The sequence below is a fragment of the Campylobacter volucris genome (assembly GCF_008011665.1).
GTDB lineage: Bacteria > Campylobacterota > Campylobacteria > Campylobacterales > Campylobacteraceae > Campylobacter_D > Campylobacter_D volucris_A.
The window spans coordinates 131,803-150,064 of the sequence record NZ_VOWJ01000023.1 but is presented as its reverse complement, the minus strand read 5'-3'; the positions used below and the strand labels follow the sequence as shown (position 1 = coordinate 150,064).

Below are 18,262 nucleotides of genomic sequence, written 5' to 3'. Positions count from 1 at the left end.
GATAGTGCTGTAATATCTGAAAATGTCAATCAAATTGCTAATGATATCTTAGAAGATGCTAAGAAGAAGAAGTTTTAAATAGCGAACTAAATCCATTAAGGATTTAGTTCGCTAATGTAGGTTTTGAGTGGCTTGCATTTTTTGCTTAAGAATATTATCTTTGAAATCTACATAATTTCTATTATATTATTTGCTCTGAATTTATATAATCATTAATTTTTTATTACTTCCACGATAAGTTACATTTGGTTACACCACTTATGCTTTAATCATTACTTCTTTTTTTGAAATGCCTTTATTTGATATCAACTTCTTTCTAACTTATTATCTCTATTGATGATAAAAACAATTTCAGCTTCATCAACTAAATTTACTTCTTATTTTTTTACACAACTTACATTTATACCTTTAAAATGAACATTTAAAGACTTTTGAGTCTTTTAAGATAAAACACTGCAAATATAAAATTGACAAAACTAGCCAATATTAATTTCATTTTCATTTTTTATCCTTTAAATAAAAATTGAAAGAATGATATTTTTATAAAAATTTATGTGAATTTAATTTTTAAAACCAACTATTTTATTTTTATCAAAGGATGATTCTAATTCTTTTTGTATAGTTTCTAAAAAATAACTCATTTTAAAAATTCCATCTTTACAAACAGCAGCTTTTAAGGCAGTATTTTTAATTACCATGACAATTTGTGCTCCACTAAGCTCATAATTTGCCAGCAATTCTTCATTAAATTCTTTATCAAATTTGGCATTTTTTGGCAAAGATTTTTTCCATATCATCAATCGTTGTAAAAAATCAGGTTTTTTAAATTCTATTTTATAGTCAAATCGTCTTGAAAATGCCACATCTAAACTTTCTAAAAAATTCGTTGTTGCAATCATCACTCCACTAAAACGCTCAATTTGTTCTAAAAAAATATTTTGCATTTGATTGTGCATTTTATCAGCGCCACCGCTACTTTCAATTCTAGTACTTAAAAACTGATCTGCTTCATTTAAAAGCAAAATTGGACTTTGTTTACTATTTTGACAAAGCTCTTTATAAGTATCAAAAATTTTTCTTACATTTTGCTCACTCTCTCCAACATATTTACTTAAAATTTTAGAACAATCAAAACTTAAAATAACCTTTTTCATAGCCTTAGCTACACTCAAAGCACTCATAGTTTTACCAGTGCCGGCTGGTCCATAAAAAATAATCTTTGCTTCTATATTTTTATTGCTTTTAATACCCCAATTATTTAGTCTTTGAAGGACTTTTTTATCTTGCTGTTTTAAGATATTTTCTAATAAATTTTTTGTACTTTGTGGCATGATAACATCATCGATATTTATATTTGGTTCAATTAATTCAAAAATATCTTGATTTTTCACTAAATTTTGTAGTTTTATTTTTTTATTTTTCTTTGGTTCTTTGTGATTTATAATTCTTTGTAAAATATCATCACTTAAATAAAAAGTCTTGGAAATATCCCCTAAAGAATTTATAAATTCATCAAATTCTATGAGATTAGAGCTAACAAGCTTACAATCTTCATCTAGTAAAAATTTGTTTTGTTTTTTTTCGTTAGTATCATTGCTAATTAAATGGAGTAAAAAATTATAATCTCTACTATAAGAATTTTCAGTATTTAATAGATATTCTTCTTTTAATAAACTCACAAATATCAGGCGTTCTTTATCATTTAAAGAGTATTCTTTAAAAATATCCATTAAAACATTTGTGATATTACTTTTTTTAAGCCTTTTTTTAATGCAATTTTCAAATTTTTTAATATCTTCTTTGATTTTTAATTGCTCTTTGTTATTAGCAAAAAATCTCAATCTTTGATATAAATCTATTTTAAAAAATTCATCTTTTAAATAAGCCATATGATCTTCATAACCATCTTCTTGCGAAAAGTCTATTTGTTTATTTTCTAAAACTTGCAAAAAAACTTCACTCAAACTCAAATCACTTTGAAGCAAATTTAAAAGTGAATTGGAATTTTTACTGGTTTTAAAATCAGAAAAAATTTGAATTACAAAACCTTTTTCAATAAGATTTTTTAAATTTTGAAGGTGATCTAGATATTGATAATCTTCTGTCTTAAAAATTTCACTCAATAAACTATAAGCATTAATGCTAGTATTAGCTTGTAAATAACTTTTACACATTTGCTTTAAAATTAAAATTTCATTTTCATTGCATTGTAGATTTTTATATATATTGCTTTTAGTGGTATTTTTTAAAAAAAGTTTTAAATCTTTCATATTTTCCTTTTAATTTTTTATACGAGTAATACTAAATTTGATATTTGATTTTTTTTCGCTAAAGTTCATCTTACCATCGCAAACTTCATAAAAAATTTCATAATCTTTGCTTTTTAACTCTTGTATAAAACCGCAAGAATTTAAAATTTTATTTTTACTATTAAAAATTGTTTTTTGTAAAATAAGATCTTTTGTAAAATCATCATAGTACTCATAGTTAAAAAACTTTTTATTAAAAAGCTTTTTGGCATAGCACACGCCATTTATACAGATATTATCTGCTATTTTTAGTGTAAATAATGCTTTTGAAGCATTATAAAGTTCTAAATTTATATCATTTTTGCCTTGGTATAAAAAGCCATAATCATTAAATTTAATTTGAGAATTTTTCAAAATAACAAAAACACTTTGTGATTGTGTTTTATTTTTTATAGCACAAGCACTCAAAAACAAACATAAAAAACAAGGAAAAATATTTTTCAACATTTTTATTTAAGATTTTTAAAACTTAGATTAAGTTCTAAATTTAAATCTTTTACTATCTTTATAACACTTTGCAAATCATCAATTTGTTTTCCAACAACTCTTATCTCATCGCCTCTTATACTAGAACTCACTTTTAATTTGCTATCTTTTATAGCTTTATTGATTTTTTTAGCACTATCTGTATCAATTGTATCATTTACTTTTAAAGTTAATCTAAAATTAGCACCACTTTCTTTGCTTAATTCTTTTACGCCATTTGGATTAATTCCTCTTTTAATAAGCTTAGAAATAAGTATATCTTTTAAAACATCAAGCTTTGACTCGCTAGAGCAAATAAGCTTATAAACACTTTCTTTTTCATTTAACTCAATTTCACTTTTTATGCCTTTTAAATCATATCTATTATCAAGTTCTTTTTTGGCCTGCTCAAGTGCATTTTTTAATTCTTGTTTATCAATCTCACCGCTTATATCAAAACTATGTTCATTTGCCATTTTCTACATACTCCTTAAGATTTTCATAAACTATTTGGACTAAATTTTGTATCGATTCTACGCTAGCCCATGCAACATGCGGGGTTATGATTAAATTTTCTTTATTTTTGATTTTAAGCAAAGGATGGTTAGCAACCATAGGTTCAATTTCTAATACATCAAGACCAGCTTTGATATTTTTTTCATCAATAGCCCAAGCTAAATCATCTTCATTTATAATGCCACCTCTACCAACATTAATCAAAATTGCACCTTGCTTTAACTTATCTAGTTCTTTTTTACTAAGCAAATTTTTTGTCTTTTCATTTAAAGGAGAGTGTATGCTAATCACATCACAAGTTGTTAATAATTCATCTAAACTAACTTGTTTATACTCATCATTAAAATTTACTCCAGAAGTAGAATAATAACACACATTAGCGCCAAATAATTGCGATACTTTTGCCACTTCTTTGCCTATAGTGCCAAGACCTATAATGCCATGTCTTTTTCCTGTTAATGTGTGTAAATTTCTACTAAAATCAGTAAAAATAGGACTTGTGCACCATTTTCCTTCTTTGCTCCATCTATCATAATAAGGAATCTGATTTAAAAAAGCAAACATTAACGCAAAAGTGTGACTTAAAACACTTTTTGTAGAATATCCAGCGGCATTTTTTACTATGATATTTTTTGAATTAGCATAAGCTACATCGATATTATTAACCCCCGTGCCAAGCTGCAAGATTAATTTTAAATTAGTATTATCTATAACTTCTTTATCAATGATGACTTTATTTATCATCACAACCTGTGCATCTTTGATTCTTGTTATAACTTCTTCTTTAGGGGTTAAATCATAAACTTCAAATTCGCCAAAATTTTTAAAAAGAGATAAATCAGCACCGCCCAAAGTGGCAGCATCTAAGCATACTATTTTCATTGTTCTATCACATGCCCTACAAATTTAGAATAATTATCAAGCACTAAGCCACCTTTTCTAAAGCCCAAACCACAGCCTTCATACGCAAAAAATACTCCAGCTTGATAATAATCATTTTCATTTTGATTAAATTCAGCAAATTCTTGATAAATAAAACGATTATTATGATAATCTCCATTTGTTTGAAAACTCACATCGCCATTAGCTTCTATAATAGACACATTAGCCCCTTCTCTGCCAAAAACAGGCTTTTTAACACATTTTTTACCCACTAAAGGCTCATCGCTTGTTTCAAGCAATAAAGGATGATTTGGATAAAGCTCCCATAAAATTTTCATAATACCTTTGCTTTGAAAAAGCAAAGTATAAGCAGGATTTAAAACGATAGCTTTTTGATTTTGCATGATTTGAGTTAAAAGCATAGCAAGTTCGCCCTCTTCTATAGCTATATTTTCCCAAGGGATAAGCTTAAATAAATATTCAAAATTAATGTCATTTTTAAAAACTCCATCTGGAGAAAATTCTATCTCATCAATATATGAAAACTCGCTCTCAAAACCAGCTTCTTTAGCTATATGAGCTAAAAATTTAGTCGTAATTGCATCCTCATCACTTCCTGCTATAGATGAAAAAAGAATTTTCCATCCATCATAATATTTGTCAAAATCACTAATATTCTCATCTAAGGTAACTAATCTTTTAAAATTATCTTTTAAAGCTTCATAAATGTTATTAAATTGCAAACTTTCATCTAAGTTGTTTTGTTTTAACAAAGCCCATTGCAAAATAGCACTTTCAAATAAAGAAGTAGGAGTATCAGCATTAAATTCTATCAACTTAATAGGTTTCCCATCAAGCCCACCTGCTAAATCAAATCTTCCATATAAATGCCAATGCACATCATTTTCCCAGCTCATTTTAATAGCTTCAACCAAATTAAACGGAATTCCAAGCTCATCAAAACGATTATTGTTTATAACTTCTTGTGCTGCTGCTACATACATATCATAAAGTTCATTAACTGCTTCATAATAAACATTAGCTTCATTTTCACTAACACAAATTAAATTAGAATCTAAATAATCACTTCCATCGCTATCTGTATGCCATGAAAAACCCATTTGTTCTAAATAAGATTTTTCCAAAGGATTTACTTTTAAAAATTTCATATTTTTCCTTTTTTACTTAATCAAGAACCAAATGAATTTTGAGTTGAAGAAGTAGCTTTTGAACCACCACCAAAAAAACCTGACTTTTTAGTGTTTGATCCTGTATTTGTAGTAGCACCTGCTTTATTAAAACTATTAACACTTCTTTGATATGCACTTTGATTAGAAAAAGCTCCGCGTTGTTGATTTGTAAAATTTTGATTATTAAAAAGTTTTGAACCTATCCAACTACCTAAAATCGCTCCAGCTGCACTTGCAAGTAAAGTTTCTCCTAAAGATAAACCACCACTACTCATGGAAGCATTATTTGGATTGGTTAAATTTGAAGTCCCATTGTCTATTTTTGCTGCTTCTTCTTGGATCAATTTATCCATCTCTTCTTTGCTTAAAACCCTTTCAGTGCCATCAAGCTGTTTTAACACTACTCTAGTTTCATCACTTGGGAATTGATCTTTAATTTTGTATTGATTTGGAGCAGTTTCTTCTATAATGACAAAAGCACCTTGAGTATTAGAAGCTTGAGCTAAAGCATTATTTGTGCTAGCATCGTTTGAGTTGCCACAACCGCTTAAAGCACCTACGCTAATAGCAGCTATACCGCTAATCATACTTAATTTTAATATGCTTTTTATATGTTTCATAAATTTTCCTAAAACTATAATATTACTTTAAAATAAATTCTAACAAAAATTATATTAACAAAATCTAATCAATAAAATACAATAAAAAATTTATGGAGATGAAGCCGATTTCTCGGCTTTTCTGGTATTAGAGTCTTGACTCGTAGCGTCTAAGCATATAAAGTCTTTTAAGCATTTTTTTGCGAGCTGAAATTTTTTGTTTTTTGCGAATTTCAGTCATAGGCTCAAAAAATCTTCTAGCACGAACTTCAGTAACAACTAAATTTCTATCTACTTGTTTTTTGAATTTTCTATACGCTTCATCAAAAGACTCGTTAGGATGCACCTTAATTCCTGGCACTACCCTCACCACCTTTCTTAATAAAATTTAGGCTTAAAATTATATCACAATATTGAAAAATATTTTATTTGTCAAATATAAATCTTAAAAATTTAGAATTTCAAACCAAAGAATATTTTAATTTTATAAGACTAAAATTATGTAAATAATAATGCATATTCAAGGATTATCATGAGTGGTTGTATTACCAATTTTACTAAAAAAAGATATATAGCTTATATTATATCTATGATAATTTTTATATTATTACCTTTTATTAAAATCAATGAAAATCATTTTTTTTTACTAAGCTTTGATCATAAAAAATTAAATTTATTTTTTATAGCTTTTGACACACAAGAATTATATTTGATGCCTTTTTTGATTATAGGAATGTTTTTAACTATACTTTTTATCACTACACTAGCAGGAAGAATTTGGTGTGCATGGACCTGTCCTCAAACTATTGCTAGAGTTATTTATAGAGATCTTTTGCAAACTAAAATTTTTAAAATTCACAAAAGCATTGAAAATAAACAAAAACATTCTCAAGGCTTTTTTATAAGAAAATTTTTAAGCATTGTGATTTTTTATATTTTATCTTTAATTATGATGAGTGCTTTTTTGTGGTATTTTGTTCCACCTGAAGATTTTTTTACCTATATACAAAATCCTAAAGATCATCTTTTGCTTTTAGGAATTTTATTTTGCTCTTCTTTAGCTTTTACTTTTGATATAGTTTATTTAGGTGAAAAATTTTGTATTTATGTATGTCCTTATGCAAGAATACAATCTGTTATGTTTGATGACAACACCATACAAGTAATTTATGATGAAAAAAGAGGTGGGGTTATTTACGATGGGCACACTAAACTTCACAAAAAACCACCACAAGGTGAATGCATAGGATGTGAAGCATGTGTAAAAATTTGTCCAACACATATAGATATACGCCAAGGAATGCAACTTGAGTGTATTAATTGCCTTGAATGTGCTGATGCTTGCTCTAAAGTTCAAGCTAAATTTGATCGCCCAAGTTTGATTAATTGGACAAGCGCAAAAGCTATCCAAGATAATACAAAAGTTAGATACCTTAGATTTAGAACTATTGGATATTTAATGGTTTTATGCATAGTTTTTACAGCTTTAATAATTATGGGAAGCAAAAAAGAACATATGCTTTTAAACATCAACCGATCAAGCGAACTATACAACATCAATAAAACTTCAAAAAATAAAATCGAAATTACAAATGCTTATATCTTCTTATTTCAAAATACAGATAATAAACCACACGAGTATTATTTTGATATAAATTTAAAAGATATGCAAGATAGCCTAGAAATTATTAGACCTAAAAAGTCATTTAAACTTGATGCAGGTCAAAAAAGCAAACAAATAGTAGTTTTAAAAGCAAAGAAAAAATTAGCAAATAGTGATAGAAAAGATACTGTTATACCTTTAACAATAAAAGCATATGCTTTAGATGATAAAAAAATCGTTGTTACAAGAGAAAGTAATTTTGTATATCCAAAAAATTCACTTTTAAACTACAAGGAGTAAAATTGATGGATAAAAAAATAATAACAAAATCTCAAGCAAGACTTGAAAAAATAAAACAAATTGCAGCAGAATCATTTTTAAAAAATGGTTATGAAGCAACCAATCTTAAAGATGTTATCAAGGAAGCTGGCGGATCTTTTTCCTCTGTTTATCAGTATTATAACAATAAAGAAGGCTTGTTTGAAGCAATTTTAAACGATTTTACAGAAAATCATTTCCTAAAGATTTTTAACGAAACTATGAAAGCAAAAGAAAATAGTAGTTTAGAAGATTTTTTATATAATTTTGCTTTGGCTTATTTAGAAATTTTTTATAATGAAAAAACTATTGCAATTTTAAGACTTTTATTTTCTGAAATTTATAATGAAAAAATCAATTTTACCAAATGGTTAAAAGGCAATAATGACACCGGCGTAGAAGCTATACTTCAACAAAGATTTGCAAAAGAAAACAAAAAATTAGCAAGAAATGCGGAATTTTTAAGTCATACTTTCCGTGCTATGCTTAGGGGTTCTTTTTTTATACAAAGTTTATTTCAAAATAAAGCTTCAATGGATAAAAATGAACAAAAAAAACATGCAAAAAAAGTTGTCAAACTTTTCACTCAAGGACTTGTTGGTTTTAATTAACTAAATATTGTTAAAATAAATAATAAACTATAACAATTTTATTACTTTATAAATACAACATTAAGGAATTCAATGAAAACTAAAATTATAGCTTCTATATGCGCTTTAATGATTTTATCAGCTTGCTCTAAAGAGCAAAATAATCAAGTAAAACAACTACCTCCTCAACCTGTAAATATTATAACAATGCAAAGTAAAGATTTACCTTTAAAATTTTCTTACCCAGCAAAGCTAAGCACGGATTTAGATGTCATAATAAAACCTAAAGTAAGTGGTGAAATAAAACAAAAATATTTTAAAAGTGGGCAAGCTGTAAAAAAAGGTGATAAATTATTTTTAATTGAACCTGATAAATATCAAGCAAATGTAAATATAGCTTATGGTGATACACTAGTTGCAAGAGCAAATTTTGAAGATGCAAAGAAAAATTTTGAACGAGATAGTATTTTGATAGAAAAAAATGCCATCTCTCAAAAAGAATTTGATGCAAGTTTGGCTAAATTTAATTCTACAAAAGCTACTTTAGAAAGTGCTAGAGCAAAACTTTCCAATGCAAAATTAGATTTAAAATACACAGTGGTTAGTGCTCCATTTGATGGTGTGTTGAGCGATGCATTAGTAGATGTGGGTGATTATGTAAATACTGCTAATACTGATTTAGTACGCATTACAAACATTAATCCAATTTTTGCAGATTTTTATATCTCAGATGTAGATAAAATTAGTATGAATAAAAATATAAAAAATGGAAACTGGCAATTAGAAGATATTCAAGTTCAAGCTAATATTGGCGGTGAAATTTATAATGGAAAATTATATTTTGTAGATAGTGTTATAGATGCAAATAGCGGGGGAGTAAAAGCTAAAGCTATTTTTGACAATAATACTTCAGATTTAATGCCTGGATCATTTGCCAATGTAAGCGTTGGAGGTTTTGTACAAAAAAATGGCTTTGAAATTCCACAAGTTGCATTATTGCAAGATGATAGCTCTACTTTTGTTTATACTTTAGTTGATGGAAAAGTTGCAAAAACCATTGTTAATGTCATTTATCAAACTTCAGATAAAGTGATTATCAGCACAGGGTTAAAAGATGGAGACAAAGTAATTATTAATAACTTTAAAAAAATAAGACCTGGTTCAAGTGTTAGTGTATTGGAGAATAAGTAATGTTTTCTAAATTTTTTATAGAAAGACCTGTTTTTGCTTGTGTTGTTTCTATTATTATATCTTTGGCTGGACTCATTGGGCTTTATTCTTTACCTGTAGAACAATACCCCTCTTTAACCCCTCCTGCTGTTAAAGTAAGTGCTACTTATGCAGGAGCTGACGCACAAACCGTAGCTCAAACAGTTGCGATACCTCTTGAAGATGCTATCAATGGGGTTGAGAACATGATTTATATGGATTCAACCTCAAGTTCATCTGGTGAAATGACTCTAAGTGTGTATTTTAACATCGGAACAGATCCTGATCAAGCAACAGTCGATGTTAATAACAGAATTTCAGCCGCTATGGCAAAACTTCCTGAAGAAGTAAAAAAAACTGGAGTTAGTGTTAGAAAAACTGGGACAAATATCTTAGAAATTGCAAGTTTATACTCGCCTGATGGATCTATGGATGTGTTAGAAGTATATAATTATGCTGCATTAAATATTTTAGATGATCTTGCTAGAGTTCCTGGTGTAGGCAATGCTGCAGCAGTTGGCTCAAGAAATTATTCTATGAGAATTTGGCTAAATCCTGATTTACTAAATAGATATCAAATCACAGCCACAGATGTAATAACAGCAGTTAGAGAACAAAATGCTCAATATTCTACAGGTAAAATAGGACAAGAACCTGTGGTAGAAAAATCTCCTTATGTATATTCAGTAACTATGCAAGGAAGATTAAAAAATACTAAAGAATTTGAAAATATCATTTTAAGAGTCAATGAAGATGGATCATTTTTAAGATTAAAAGATGTAGCAGAAGTTGCTTTAGGTTCAAGAGAATACACTTTTAATGGGAGATTAAATGGCTCTAGTGCTACTCCTATATTAATCTTTTTACAAACTGGAGCAAATGCTGTTAGCACTGCAGAGTTAGTGCATAAAAAATTTGAAGAACTTTCCAAAAACTTCCCTGAAGGTTTAGCATATAAAATCCCTTATGACACTACTTTATTTATCAAAACTTCCATTAAAGAAGTAGTTAAGACATTTTTTGAAGCATTAATCCTTGTTGTAATTGTAATGTATTTATTCTTAAAAAATTTCCGCTCAACTATCATACCTATGATAGCAGTTCCAGTGTCCATACTAGGAACTTTTGCAGGGCTTTATGTCTTAGGTTTTAGTATTAACTTGCTAACATTATTTGCACTTATTTTGGCTATCGGTATAGTTGTTGATGATGCTATCATTGTTGTTGAAAATGTCGATAGAATCATACATGAAGATCCAAATATCAGTATAAAAGATGCAACCATAAAAGCCATGGAGGAAGTCGCAGCTCCAGTTATTTCTATAGTACTTGTGCTTTGTGCAGTTTTTATTCCTGTGTCTTTTATATCAGGCTTTGTGGGAGAAATTCAAAAGCAATTTGCAATCACTCTAGCTGTTTCAGTTACGATTTCAGGTTTTGTAGCATTAACACTAACCCCTTCTTTGTGCGCAATCTTTTTAAAAAGAACTCATAGCGAGCCTTTTTATATCGTAAAAAAATTCAATGATTTTTTTGATTGGTCTATTAATATTTTTGGTGCTGGAGTTGCTTATATATTAAAAAAAGCTATTAGATTTGTTTTGATATATTGTATATTCTTAATAGGATTAGTAGTATTATTTAAAATTGTACCAACTTCTTTGGTTCCTGAAGAAGATCAAGGTAGTTTTTTATCAATCGTAAATTTACCAGCTGCTTCTTCGCTAAATAGAACAACCCAATCAGTTGATGCATTAACCGAACAAATAATGAAAAATGAAAATATCACAAATGTTGTTGGATTGATAGGTTATGACCTTTTTACGGGTTCGTTAAAAGAAAATTCTGCTGCAATGTTTATCAATTTAAAAAATTGGGATAATAGAGATACAAGTAGTTTTGATATTATTAGTATGTATAATAAACAATATTTTTTAAACCCTAATTTCCAATCATACTTTTTCAACTTACCTCCTATACAAGGATTAAGCTTAACAGGTGGTTTTGAAATGTATGCCCAAAATCGTAGTGGCAAAAGTTATGATGAAATTCAGCAAGATGTTAATAAATTATTAGAAGTAGCAAACAAACGCCCAGAACTCATCAATGTAAGAACAACTCTTGATACAAATTTTCCTCAATTTAAACTAGATATTAATCGCGATAAAGTAAAACTATATGGTTTAAATTTAAATGATGTTTTTGATACTTTAAGTGCCACCATAGGAACCTACTATATCAATGATTTTTCAATGTTAGGCAAAAACTATCGTGTTAATATTAGTGCATTAGGCGATTTTAGAAATACCCAAAATGCTTTAAAAAATATCTTTGTTAGAGCAAAAGATGGTTCTATGATAGCGCTTGATAGTATCTTAACTTTTTCAAGAAGTGTTGGACCTGATGATGTAAAACGATTTAATATGTTTCCTTCAGCACTAATCCAAGGAACTCCTGCACCAGGATATACCTCTGGTCAAGCAATCAACGCTATTGCACAAGTTGCAAAAGAAACACTTGGTGAAGATTATTCTATAGCATGGGCTGGTTCAGCATATCAAGAAGTTACAAGTAGTGGAGCTGGACAAGTTGCTTTTGCACTAGGGCTTTTGTTTGTATTTTTAATCTTAGCTGCACAATATGAAAGATGGCTCATGCCTTTAGCTGTTGTTACAGCAGTACCTTTTGCTGTTTTTGGATCTTTGCTTTTTGTATGGCTAAGGGGTATAGATAATGATATATATTTTCAAACTGGACTTTTACTTTTAATAGGACTTTCTGCCAAAAATGCAATCTTAATTGTGGAATTTGCAATAGAAGAGCATCTTAAAAAAGGTAAAAGTATTTTTGAAGCTTCAGTGAATGCAGCAAAACTAAGATTTAGACCTATTATAATGACTTCTTTGGCATTTATTTGTGGAATTTTACCTTTAGTTTTTGCTTATGGAGCAGGAAGTGCAAGTCGTCATGCTATAGGGACAGGAATTGTTGGAGGTATGATAGCAGCTTCCACTATAGCAATATTTTTTGTGCCTTTGTTTTTCTATTTGTTAGAAAGTTTTAACAACTGGCTTGATAAAAAAAGAGGTAAAACACATGCGTAAAATACTACTCTTTATAGGATGTCTTCTTATAGTAGGTTGCAGTTTAAAACCGAATTTAAAAATTTCTGATGTAAATTATACACAAAGTCTGGATGAAAATATAAGCATTGACAAACAATGGTGGAAAATGTTTAATGATTCTAATTTAGATGCTTTAGTAGAACAAGCATTAACAAACAACAACGATTTGCAAATTGCTTATTTAAATTTACAAAAAGCTTATGAAGCTTTAGGTATATCAAGAAGTGACTTGTTTCCTAAGCTTGATGCTAGTGCAAGCGGAGCAAGGTCTAAAACAAGCATCAATACACCAAGTAATAAAACTCAAAACTTTATTTATGGAAACGATTTTAACTTGGGGTTAAATTTAAGCTATGAAGTTGATTTATGGGGAAAATATAGAGACAATTATGGAGCATCTAAATCAAAACTCAAAGCAAGCGAATTTGATTACGAAAGTGCTAGACTTAGTTTGATTTCTAATGTCGTAAAAACATACTTTAATATAGCAAATTTAAGCGAGCAAGAAAAAATTTTAGTAGAAAATATGCAAAGTTATCAAAAAACCTATAACTTAAAATTAGAGCATTTTAAATTAGGAGTTATAGGAGAATATGAGCTTAATAAATTTAAAGCTGAACTTGAAAATTCTAAAATATTACTTACCAATGCTAAAATGAAAAAAGAAGCAAATATTAAAGCTTTAAAAATACTCACTTCAAACAATATCGATGATATACTCTATAATGGCATAAACTATTCAAAAATCGGACAATATGATATTAAAATACCACAAGGCATAGGAAGTGGAATTTTACTTCAAAGACCTGATATACAAGCTAGTTTAAAAACTTTAGAAGAAAAAAATTATCTTGTTGGAGTTGCTAGAAGTGCATTTTTGCCAAGTCTTTCTTTGACAGGACTTTTAGGTTTTCAAAGCAAAGATTTGGATTTATTAGTCAAAAATGGAAGTGGTACTTGGGGAATAGCTGGAAATTTTATGATGCCAATTTTTCACTGGGGCGAAATAATAAATAATGTCAATATAACAAAACTTGCTAAAGATGAAGCATTTTTACAATATGAAAATACCTTAAAAACAGCATTTGCAGAAATCAGACTAGCTTTATTTAACCGCAAAAGCTATTATGAAAATGAGCAAAATTACAAAAATCTCTTTATAGCTCAAAGTAAAATTTATGAAATTTCTACTTTAAGATATGAAAATGGTGTGATTAATTTAGCTGATTTTTTACAAGATCAAAGAAATTATTTAAACGCAAAACTTTCATATACTAGTTCTTCTTATGAATTGGCAAATTCTATAGTAGATGTGATTAAAGCATTTGGCGGTGGATTTAATGCTAAGGAAAATTCCAAAGAAAACATTAAAGCTATGGAAGAAAATTTAGAAAAAAACTTTTATAACAACTAAGTCTTAGGGCCTAGTTGTTTTTGAATTAATCTACACAATAAGCATTATTTTGACAATAGAAACTTTATATTTTATAGTCTCTTTTCAAAGATATGACAACTATATTGATAAAAAATAAATGCCAAAATTGCTTTTTTAAACCATCAATGCGTTGGAATTTTAATTCTTTGATGAGATTTATCGTTTTTAGGATTATTATACTCAAAACGATATTGCATCTTACCTGAAACATTAACATCTTGAAAGATTTCATCTAATGGGGCAGCGTGGATTATATTTAAAAATATCATTATAAAAATCAAACAAGTTATAAATATTTTTTTCATATTTAAGCCTTTATAAAAATATGATACAATTATAGCCTTATTTTGACAACTACAAACTTTTAGGAAAAGCATGAATTTTTTACAAAAAATCACACTTGCATATTCACATAAAGCTATGCAACGATCTCTAAAAAATAGCTTTAATGTAAAACTTTTAAAAACAGGACAAGATAAAAAGGCAAATCTGAATAAATCTTATATGCTATATGCTCACATACCATTTTGTCATACTTTTTGTCCATATTGTAGTTTTCACAAATATTACTATGATGAGAATTTAGCAAAAAGATATTTTAAAAGCTTAAGAGAAGAAATTAAACAAATTAAAGATAAAGGTTTTGATTTTAGCTCTATGTATGTTGGTGGTGGTACTACTTTGATAAATGAAGCAGAGTTAGCTAAAACTTTAGAACTTTGTAAAAAACTTTTTAGCATCAAGGAAATCTCTTGTGAAACTGATCCTAATCATATAGAGCCAAAAAAATTAGAAATTTTTAAAGGATTGATCGATCGCTTAAGCTGTGGCATACAAAGTTTTGATAATGATATACTCAAAAAAGTAGCAAGATATCATAAATTTGGATCTAGCGAGCAATTACAAGAAAAACTTTCTAAAGCCATTGGAATTTTACCTGTTATGAGTCTTGATTTAATTTTTAATTTTCCAAGCCAAACTAAAGAACAATTGCTAAAAGATTTACAAATTGCTAAAAATTTAAAACCTCAGCAAATCACTACTTATCCATTGATGAAATCAAATCTCACTAAAGACAATATAGCCAAAACTTTAGGGGTAAGCTTTGAAGATAATGAGTTTGAATTTTATAAAATAATTGTAGATTTTTTCAAAGATTATGAAAGAAATAACGCTTGGTCTTTTTCTTTAGAAAAAAGTAGCCTTAATGATGAGTATGTAAGCTCTCATCATGAATATTTAGGAGTTGGAAGCGGTGCGTTTAGCTTTTTAGATGGAGAGCTTTTAATCAATGCTTTTAATTTAAATGATTATTCTCGCTTAATTAAAGAAAAACAAAATGCAAACATAGCTAAAGCTAATTTTAGCAAGAAAGAAATTATCAAATATGTATTTTTAACAGAAATGTTTACAGGAAAAATAGAAATTGATAAATTTAATAAAACTTTAGAATGTGATTTAGAAAAAGATCTTTTTATAGAACTTTTAGGTCTTAAACTAAACAAAGCTATTAAAAAAGAAAATAATACATTATACATAAGCGAATTTGGGCGCTATTTATTCATGGTTTTAATGAAAGATTTTTATACAGGTATGGATTTAGTGCGTGCTGTATTTAGAGATGATAAACGCTTACAAGATAAAGAACATATTAACATCATGCAAGAAAATGTTGATCCGCTTGATTTTAAAAGTATGGAATTTAAAGGATAAAAGCCTTAAAAGACTTTTATTAAAATGGCCTTACAACCATCATTATCGCAATGATAATAAACAATATAGTCGGAACTTCATTATAAATTCTAAAAAATTTACCGCTTTTTTTGCATACATCATTTTGCAATTGTCTTAAATAATAATAATTTTGCAAATGATAAACAATCAAAAGCAAAACACAGGTTAATTTTACATGCATAAACCCAGATCCTACCATCAAAACTTTATTAACATGAAGCATTAAACTGCCGCTAATTAAAGTTACTATCATCGCAGGAGTTTGTATATAAAAATACAATTTACGCTCTTGAATTTTTACCACATCTACAAAGCCTTTATTATTACTATTTTCTGCATGATAAACAAAAAGTCTTGGTAGGTAAAATAATCCAGCCATCCAAGAAACAAAAGCTAAATAATGCACCATTTTAATCCACAAATACCACTCAATTATAAAATCTTGCATTTTTCTTCCTTATTTAAAAATTCTTTTACTAAGATCATTACTACGCTAATATTTATCATAACATCAGCCAAATTAAACACAGCAAATTCAAACCATTTGTGCCAAAATACAAAATCAACCACGCCAATATGAACAAATCTATCTAATAAATTTGAACACCCTGCACTTAGCATTATCGCAAAAGCTACAAGATGGGTTTTTAAAAATTCTTTTTGATAGAACAAATATCCAAATAACACCACGATAAATGCAAGTTGTATGTATTTTAAATATACACCCAAAAAAGCTAGCATTGAAAAGGCTACGCCAGTATTATAAGTCAAAATCAAATCAAAAAATTCACCCTTATACTCTAAACCTTGTAAAAATAAATATTTGCTAGCTTGATCTAATGCAAAAACAATAGCAAAAATAGCCCAAAATTTCAAAGGAAAAATTTTAAGCATTAAGTGCTTTCATAAAAAATTTTTCCACATCTTTCATTTGTTTTTCTAGTATTTTTACATCTTTAGCTTCTAATAACAAACGAATTAAATTTTCAGTCCCTGAATATCTAAACAAACTTGCAATTCCTTTTTTTTCTAAATCTTGTTTTAAAGCATCTAAACCTTCAAGAGTGGATAAATCTTTTTTTTCTGAAATTTTAAGATTATGCAAAAGTTGAGGATAAGGCTTAACTTGGCTTAGAATTTCACTAGCGCTTTTTTCTTCACTAAGCATTAAAGCACTAAATTGCAACGCAGCAACTAAACCATCACCTGTCTTAGCATAATCACTAAAAATAATATGCCCACTTTGCTCACCACCAAAGTTACCATCGCATTCTTTTAATTTTTCTAAAACATATTTATCCCCAACATTACAAGTTTCATGTTTAATTTTGTGTTTGTTTAAAAATTCTTTTAAAGCGCCATTGCTCATTATAGTGCTTACTACGCTTGATTTTAATTTTCCTTGTTTTTTCAAAAACAAAGCCAATACTCCAAGCAAACTATCTCCATGAGCTACTTCACCTTTTTCATCTACAACCACTAAGCGGTCTGCATCTCCATCAAAAGCAAATCCCACATCAGCTCTAAATTTTTTCACTTCTGCTGCCAAAGTTAAAGGATGCAAAGCTCCACAATTTTCATTAATATTTAAACCATTTGGTTTATCATTGATCACAATTACATCAGCTCCAAGCTCTTTAAATACTGTCGGGGCAACCTTATACGATGCACCATGAGCCACATCAAGTACCACACGCATTGATTTTAAAGTCAAATTTTTAGGGAAAGAATTTTTAATAGAAACAATATACCTACCAATAACATCATCAATTCTTTTTGCTTGACCAATTTGTGCTTTAGTAGTTTTAGCTTCTTCTATAAGCTTATCGTTAAAATAAATTTCTTCAATTTTAGCTTCTGCTTGTTCATCTAATTTATTACCATGTGCATCAAAAAATTTAATCCCATTATCATAATAAGGATTATGTGAAGCTGATATCATAATACCTGCATCACAACGCATATCTTCAGTCAAAAATGCGATTGCAGGTGTTGGCATAGGCCCTATTTCTATCACATTATAACCTATAGAAGTTAGCCCTGAAACTATGGCATTTTCTATCATATAACCGCTTCTTCTTGTGTCTTTTCCGACTAAAATATTATTTGTAATAGCTTTATCTTTAAAATAAATTCCAGCAGCCATTGCTAAACGCATTGCTAAAAATGGATCTAAAAATTCCCCAGCTTTTCCTCTAACCCCATCAGTTCCAAAAAGTTTCATTTTTTACCTTTTATTTAAAATGATACAATTATAGAAAAAAAAGTTAAGTAATGTATAAATATA

The 18,262-nt window shown here is 28.4% G+C and carries 17 protein-coding genes; 6 read left to right on the top strand and 11 right to left on the bottom strand.

Features of this window, described 5'->3' with window-relative positions; translation table 11 throughout:
* Positions 1-560 precede the first annotated feature (560 nt).
* The 7 genes from FPD38_RS04995 to rpsU form a co-directional block, all read right to left on the bottom strand.
* Positions 561-2,270 (bottom strand): ATP-binding protein, encoded by a 1,710-nt coding sequence (locus FPD38_RS04995; protein ID WP_147555642.1) that lies wholly within the window; start codon positions 2,268-2,270, stop codon positions 561-563.
* A gap of 9 nt (positions 2,271-2,279) precedes the next feature.
* Positions 2,280-2,756 carry a hypothetical protein gene (locus tag FPD38_RS04990; RefSeq protein WP_147555641.1) on the bottom strand — a complete coding sequence of 159 codons (477 nt, stop codon included), beginning with the start codon at positions 2,754-2,756 and terminating at the stop codon, positions 2,280-2,282.
* Between the two features lie 2 nt (positions 2,757-2,758).
* Positions 2,759-3,250, bottom strand: coding sequence for a YajQ family cyclic di-GMP-binding protein (locus tag FPD38_RS04985; RefSeq protein WP_147555640.1), 492 nt, complete (start codon positions 3,248-3,250; stop codon positions 2,759-2,761).
* Entirely contained in the window at positions 3,240-4,172 is a 933-nt protein-coding gene (locus FPD38_RS04980; protein WP_147555639.1) for a D-2-hydroxyacid dehydrogenase, read from the bottom strand. The genes FPD38_RS04985 and FPD38_RS04980 overlap by 11 nt, the downstream gene beginning before the upstream one ends.
* Positions 4,169-5,341 carry a glutathionylspermidine synthase family protein gene (locus FPD38_RS04975; RefSeq protein ID WP_147555638.1) on the bottom strand — a complete coding sequence of 391 codons (1,173 nt, stop codon included), beginning with the start codon at positions 5,339-5,341 and terminating at the stop codon, positions 4,169-4,171. Before FPD38_RS04975 ends, FPD38_RS04980 begins: the two co-directional genes overlap by 4 nt.
* 20 nt (positions 5,342-5,361) lie before the next feature.
* Positions 5,362-5,982 carry a UPF0323 family lipoprotein gene (locus FPD38_RS04970; RefSeq protein ID WP_147555637.1) on the bottom strand — a complete coding sequence of 207 codons (621 nt, stop codon included), beginning with the start codon at positions 5,980-5,982 and terminating at the stop codon, positions 5,362-5,364.
* A 127-nt stretch (positions 5,983-6,109) separates the two neighbouring features.
* Complete coding sequence (gene rpsU / locus FPD38_RS04965) at positions 6,110-6,322, bottom strand: 30S ribosomal protein S21 (RefSeq protein WP_002780697.1); 213 nt, start codon at positions 6,320-6,322, stop codon at positions 6,110-6,112.
* A gap of 171 nt (positions 6,323-6,493) precedes the next feature.
* Between rpsU and ccoG the strand changes: the two genes are divergently transcribed.
* The 5 genes from ccoG (at position 6,494) to FPD38_RS04940 (ending at position 14,220) form a co-directional block, all read left to right on the top strand.
* The gene (gene ccoG, locus FPD38_RS04960; RefSeq protein WP_147555636.1) at positions 6,494-7,864 is read left to right on the top strand and encodes a cytochrome c oxidase accessory protein CcoG; all 1,371 of its coding nucleotides are present in this window, start codon (positions 6,494-6,496) and stop codon (positions 7,862-7,864) included.
* A 5-nt stretch (positions 7,865-7,869) separates the two neighbouring features.
* A complete protein-coding gene (locus FPD38_RS04955; RefSeq protein WP_147555635.1) occupies positions 7,870-8,493 on the top strand; it encodes a TetR/AcrR family transcriptional regulator in 624 nt (207 codons plus the stop codon).
* A 72-nt stretch (positions 8,494-8,565) separates the two neighbouring features.
* A complete protein-coding gene (locus FPD38_RS04950) occupies positions 8,566-9,663 on the top strand; it encodes an efflux RND transporter periplasmic adaptor subunit (RefSeq protein ID WP_147555634.1) in 1,098 nt (365 codons plus the stop codon).
* A complete protein-coding gene (locus FPD38_RS04945; protein WP_147555633.1) occupies positions 9,663-12,785 on the top strand; it encodes an efflux RND transporter permease subunit in 3,123 nt (1,040 codons plus the stop codon). The genes FPD38_RS04950 and FPD38_RS04945 overlap by 1 nt, the downstream gene beginning before the upstream one ends.
* Positions 12,778-14,220 (top strand): efflux transporter outer membrane subunit, encoded by a 1,443-nt coding sequence (locus FPD38_RS04940; RefSeq protein WP_147555632.1) that lies wholly within the window; start codon positions 12,778-12,780, stop codon positions 14,218-14,220. The genes FPD38_RS04945 and FPD38_RS04940 overlap by 8 nt, the downstream gene beginning before the upstream one ends.
* A 143-nt stretch (positions 14,221-14,363) precedes the next feature.
* On the opposite strand, the gene FPD38_RS04935 is transcribed toward FPD38_RS04940, so the two are convergent.
* The gene (locus FPD38_RS04935; protein WP_147555631.1) at positions 14,364-14,546 is read right to left on the bottom strand and encodes a mini-MOMP protein; all 183 of its coding nucleotides are present in this window, start codon (positions 14,544-14,546) and stop codon (positions 14,364-14,366) included.
* A gap of 70 nt (positions 14,547-14,616) precedes the next feature.
* Here FPD38_RS04935 and FPD38_RS04930 point away from each other — a divergent pair, with 70 nt between their 5' ends.
* A complete protein-coding gene (locus tag FPD38_RS04930) occupies positions 14,617-15,954 on the top strand; it encodes a coproporphyrinogen III oxidase family protein (protein ID WP_147555630.1) in 1,338 nt (445 codons plus the stop codon).
* Positions 15,955-15,973: 19 nt separating this feature from the next.
* On the opposite strand, the gene hemJ is transcribed toward FPD38_RS04930, so the two are convergent.
* The 3 genes from hemJ to glmM are packed head-to-tail and all read right to left on the bottom strand — an operon-like array spanning position 15,974 to position 18,199.
* Positions 15,974-16,423, bottom strand: coding sequence for a protoporphyrinogen oxidase HemJ (gene hemJ / locus FPD38_RS04925; RefSeq protein WP_147555629.1), 450 nt, complete (start codon positions 16,421-16,423; stop codon positions 15,974-15,976).
* Complete coding sequence (lspA, locus tag FPD38_RS04920) at positions 16,408-16,869, bottom strand: signal peptidase II (RefSeq protein ID WP_147555628.1); 462 nt, start codon at positions 16,867-16,869, stop codon at positions 16,408-16,410. The genes hemJ and lspA overlap by 16 nt, the downstream gene beginning before the upstream one ends.
* On the bottom strand, positions 16,862-18,199 hold the full coding sequence (glmM, locus tag FPD38_RS04915; RefSeq protein WP_147555627.1) for a phosphoglucosamine mutase: 1,338 nt from the start codon (positions 18,197-18,199) through the stop codon (positions 16,862-16,864). The genes lspA and glmM overlap by 8 nt, the downstream gene beginning before the upstream one ends.
* Positions 18,200-18,262: the final 63 nt, after the last annotated feature.

Excerpts from the sequence above, each read along its gene's own strand:
- FPD38_RS04995 (WP_147555642.1), bottom strand. The coding sequence starts at position 2,270 with ATGAAAGATTTAAAACTTTTTTTAAAAAATACCACTAAAAGCAATATA.
- FPD38_RS04990 (WP_147555641.1), bottom strand. The coding sequence starts at position 2,756 with ATGTTGAAAAATATTTTTCCTTGTTTTTTATGTTTGTTTTTGAGTGCT.
- FPD38_RS04985 (WP_147555640.1), bottom strand. The coding sequence starts at position 3,250 with ATGGCAAATGAACATAGTTTTGATATAAGCGGTGAGATTGATAAACAA.
- FPD38_RS04980 (WP_147555639.1), bottom strand. The coding sequence starts at position 4,172 with ATGAAAATAGTATGCTTAGATGCTGCCACTTTGGGCGGTGCTGATTTA.
- FPD38_RS04975 (WP_147555638.1), bottom strand. The coding sequence starts at position 5,341 with ATGAAATTTTTAAAAGTAAATCCTTTGGAAAAATCTTATTTAGAACAA.
- FPD38_RS04970 (WP_147555637.1), bottom strand. The coding sequence starts at position 5,982 with ATGAAACATATAAAAAGCATATTAAAATTAAGTATGATTAGCGGTATA.
- ccoG (WP_147555636.1), top strand. The coding sequence starts at position 6,494 with ATGAGTGGTTGTATTACCAATTTTACTAAAAAAAGATATATAGCTTAT.
- FPD38_RS04955 (WP_147555635.1), top strand. The coding sequence starts at position 7,870 with ATGGATAAAAAAATAATAACAAAATCTCAAGCAAGACTTGAAAAAATA.
- FPD38_RS04950 (WP_147555634.1), top strand. The coding sequence starts at position 8,566 with ATGAAAACTAAAATTATAGCTTCTATATGCGCTTTAATGATTTTATCA.
- FPD38_RS04945 (WP_147555633.1), top strand. The coding sequence starts at position 9,663 with ATGTTTTCTAAATTTTTTATAGAAAGACCTGTTTTTGCTTGTGTTGTT.
- FPD38_RS04940 (WP_147555632.1), top strand. The coding sequence starts at position 12,778 with ATGCGTAAAATACTACTCTTTATAGGATGTCTTCTTATAGTAGGTTGC.
- FPD38_RS04935 (WP_147555631.1), bottom strand. The coding sequence starts at position 14,546 with ATGAAAAAAATATTTATAACTTGTTTGATTTTTATAATGATATTTTTA.
- FPD38_RS04930 (WP_147555630.1), top strand. The coding sequence starts at position 14,617 with ATGAATTTTTTACAAAAAATCACACTTGCATATTCACATAAAGCTATG.
- hemJ (WP_147555629.1), bottom strand. The coding sequence starts at position 16,423 with ATGCAAGATTTTATAATTGAGTGGTATTTGTGGATTAAAATGGTGCAT.
- lspA (WP_147555628.1), bottom strand. The coding sequence starts at position 16,869 with ATGCTTAAAATTTTTCCTTTGAAATTTTGGGCTATTTTTGCTATTGTT.
- glmM (WP_147555627.1), bottom strand. The coding sequence starts at position 18,199 with ATGAAACTTTTTGGAACTGATGGGGTTAGAGGAAAAGCTGGGGAATTT.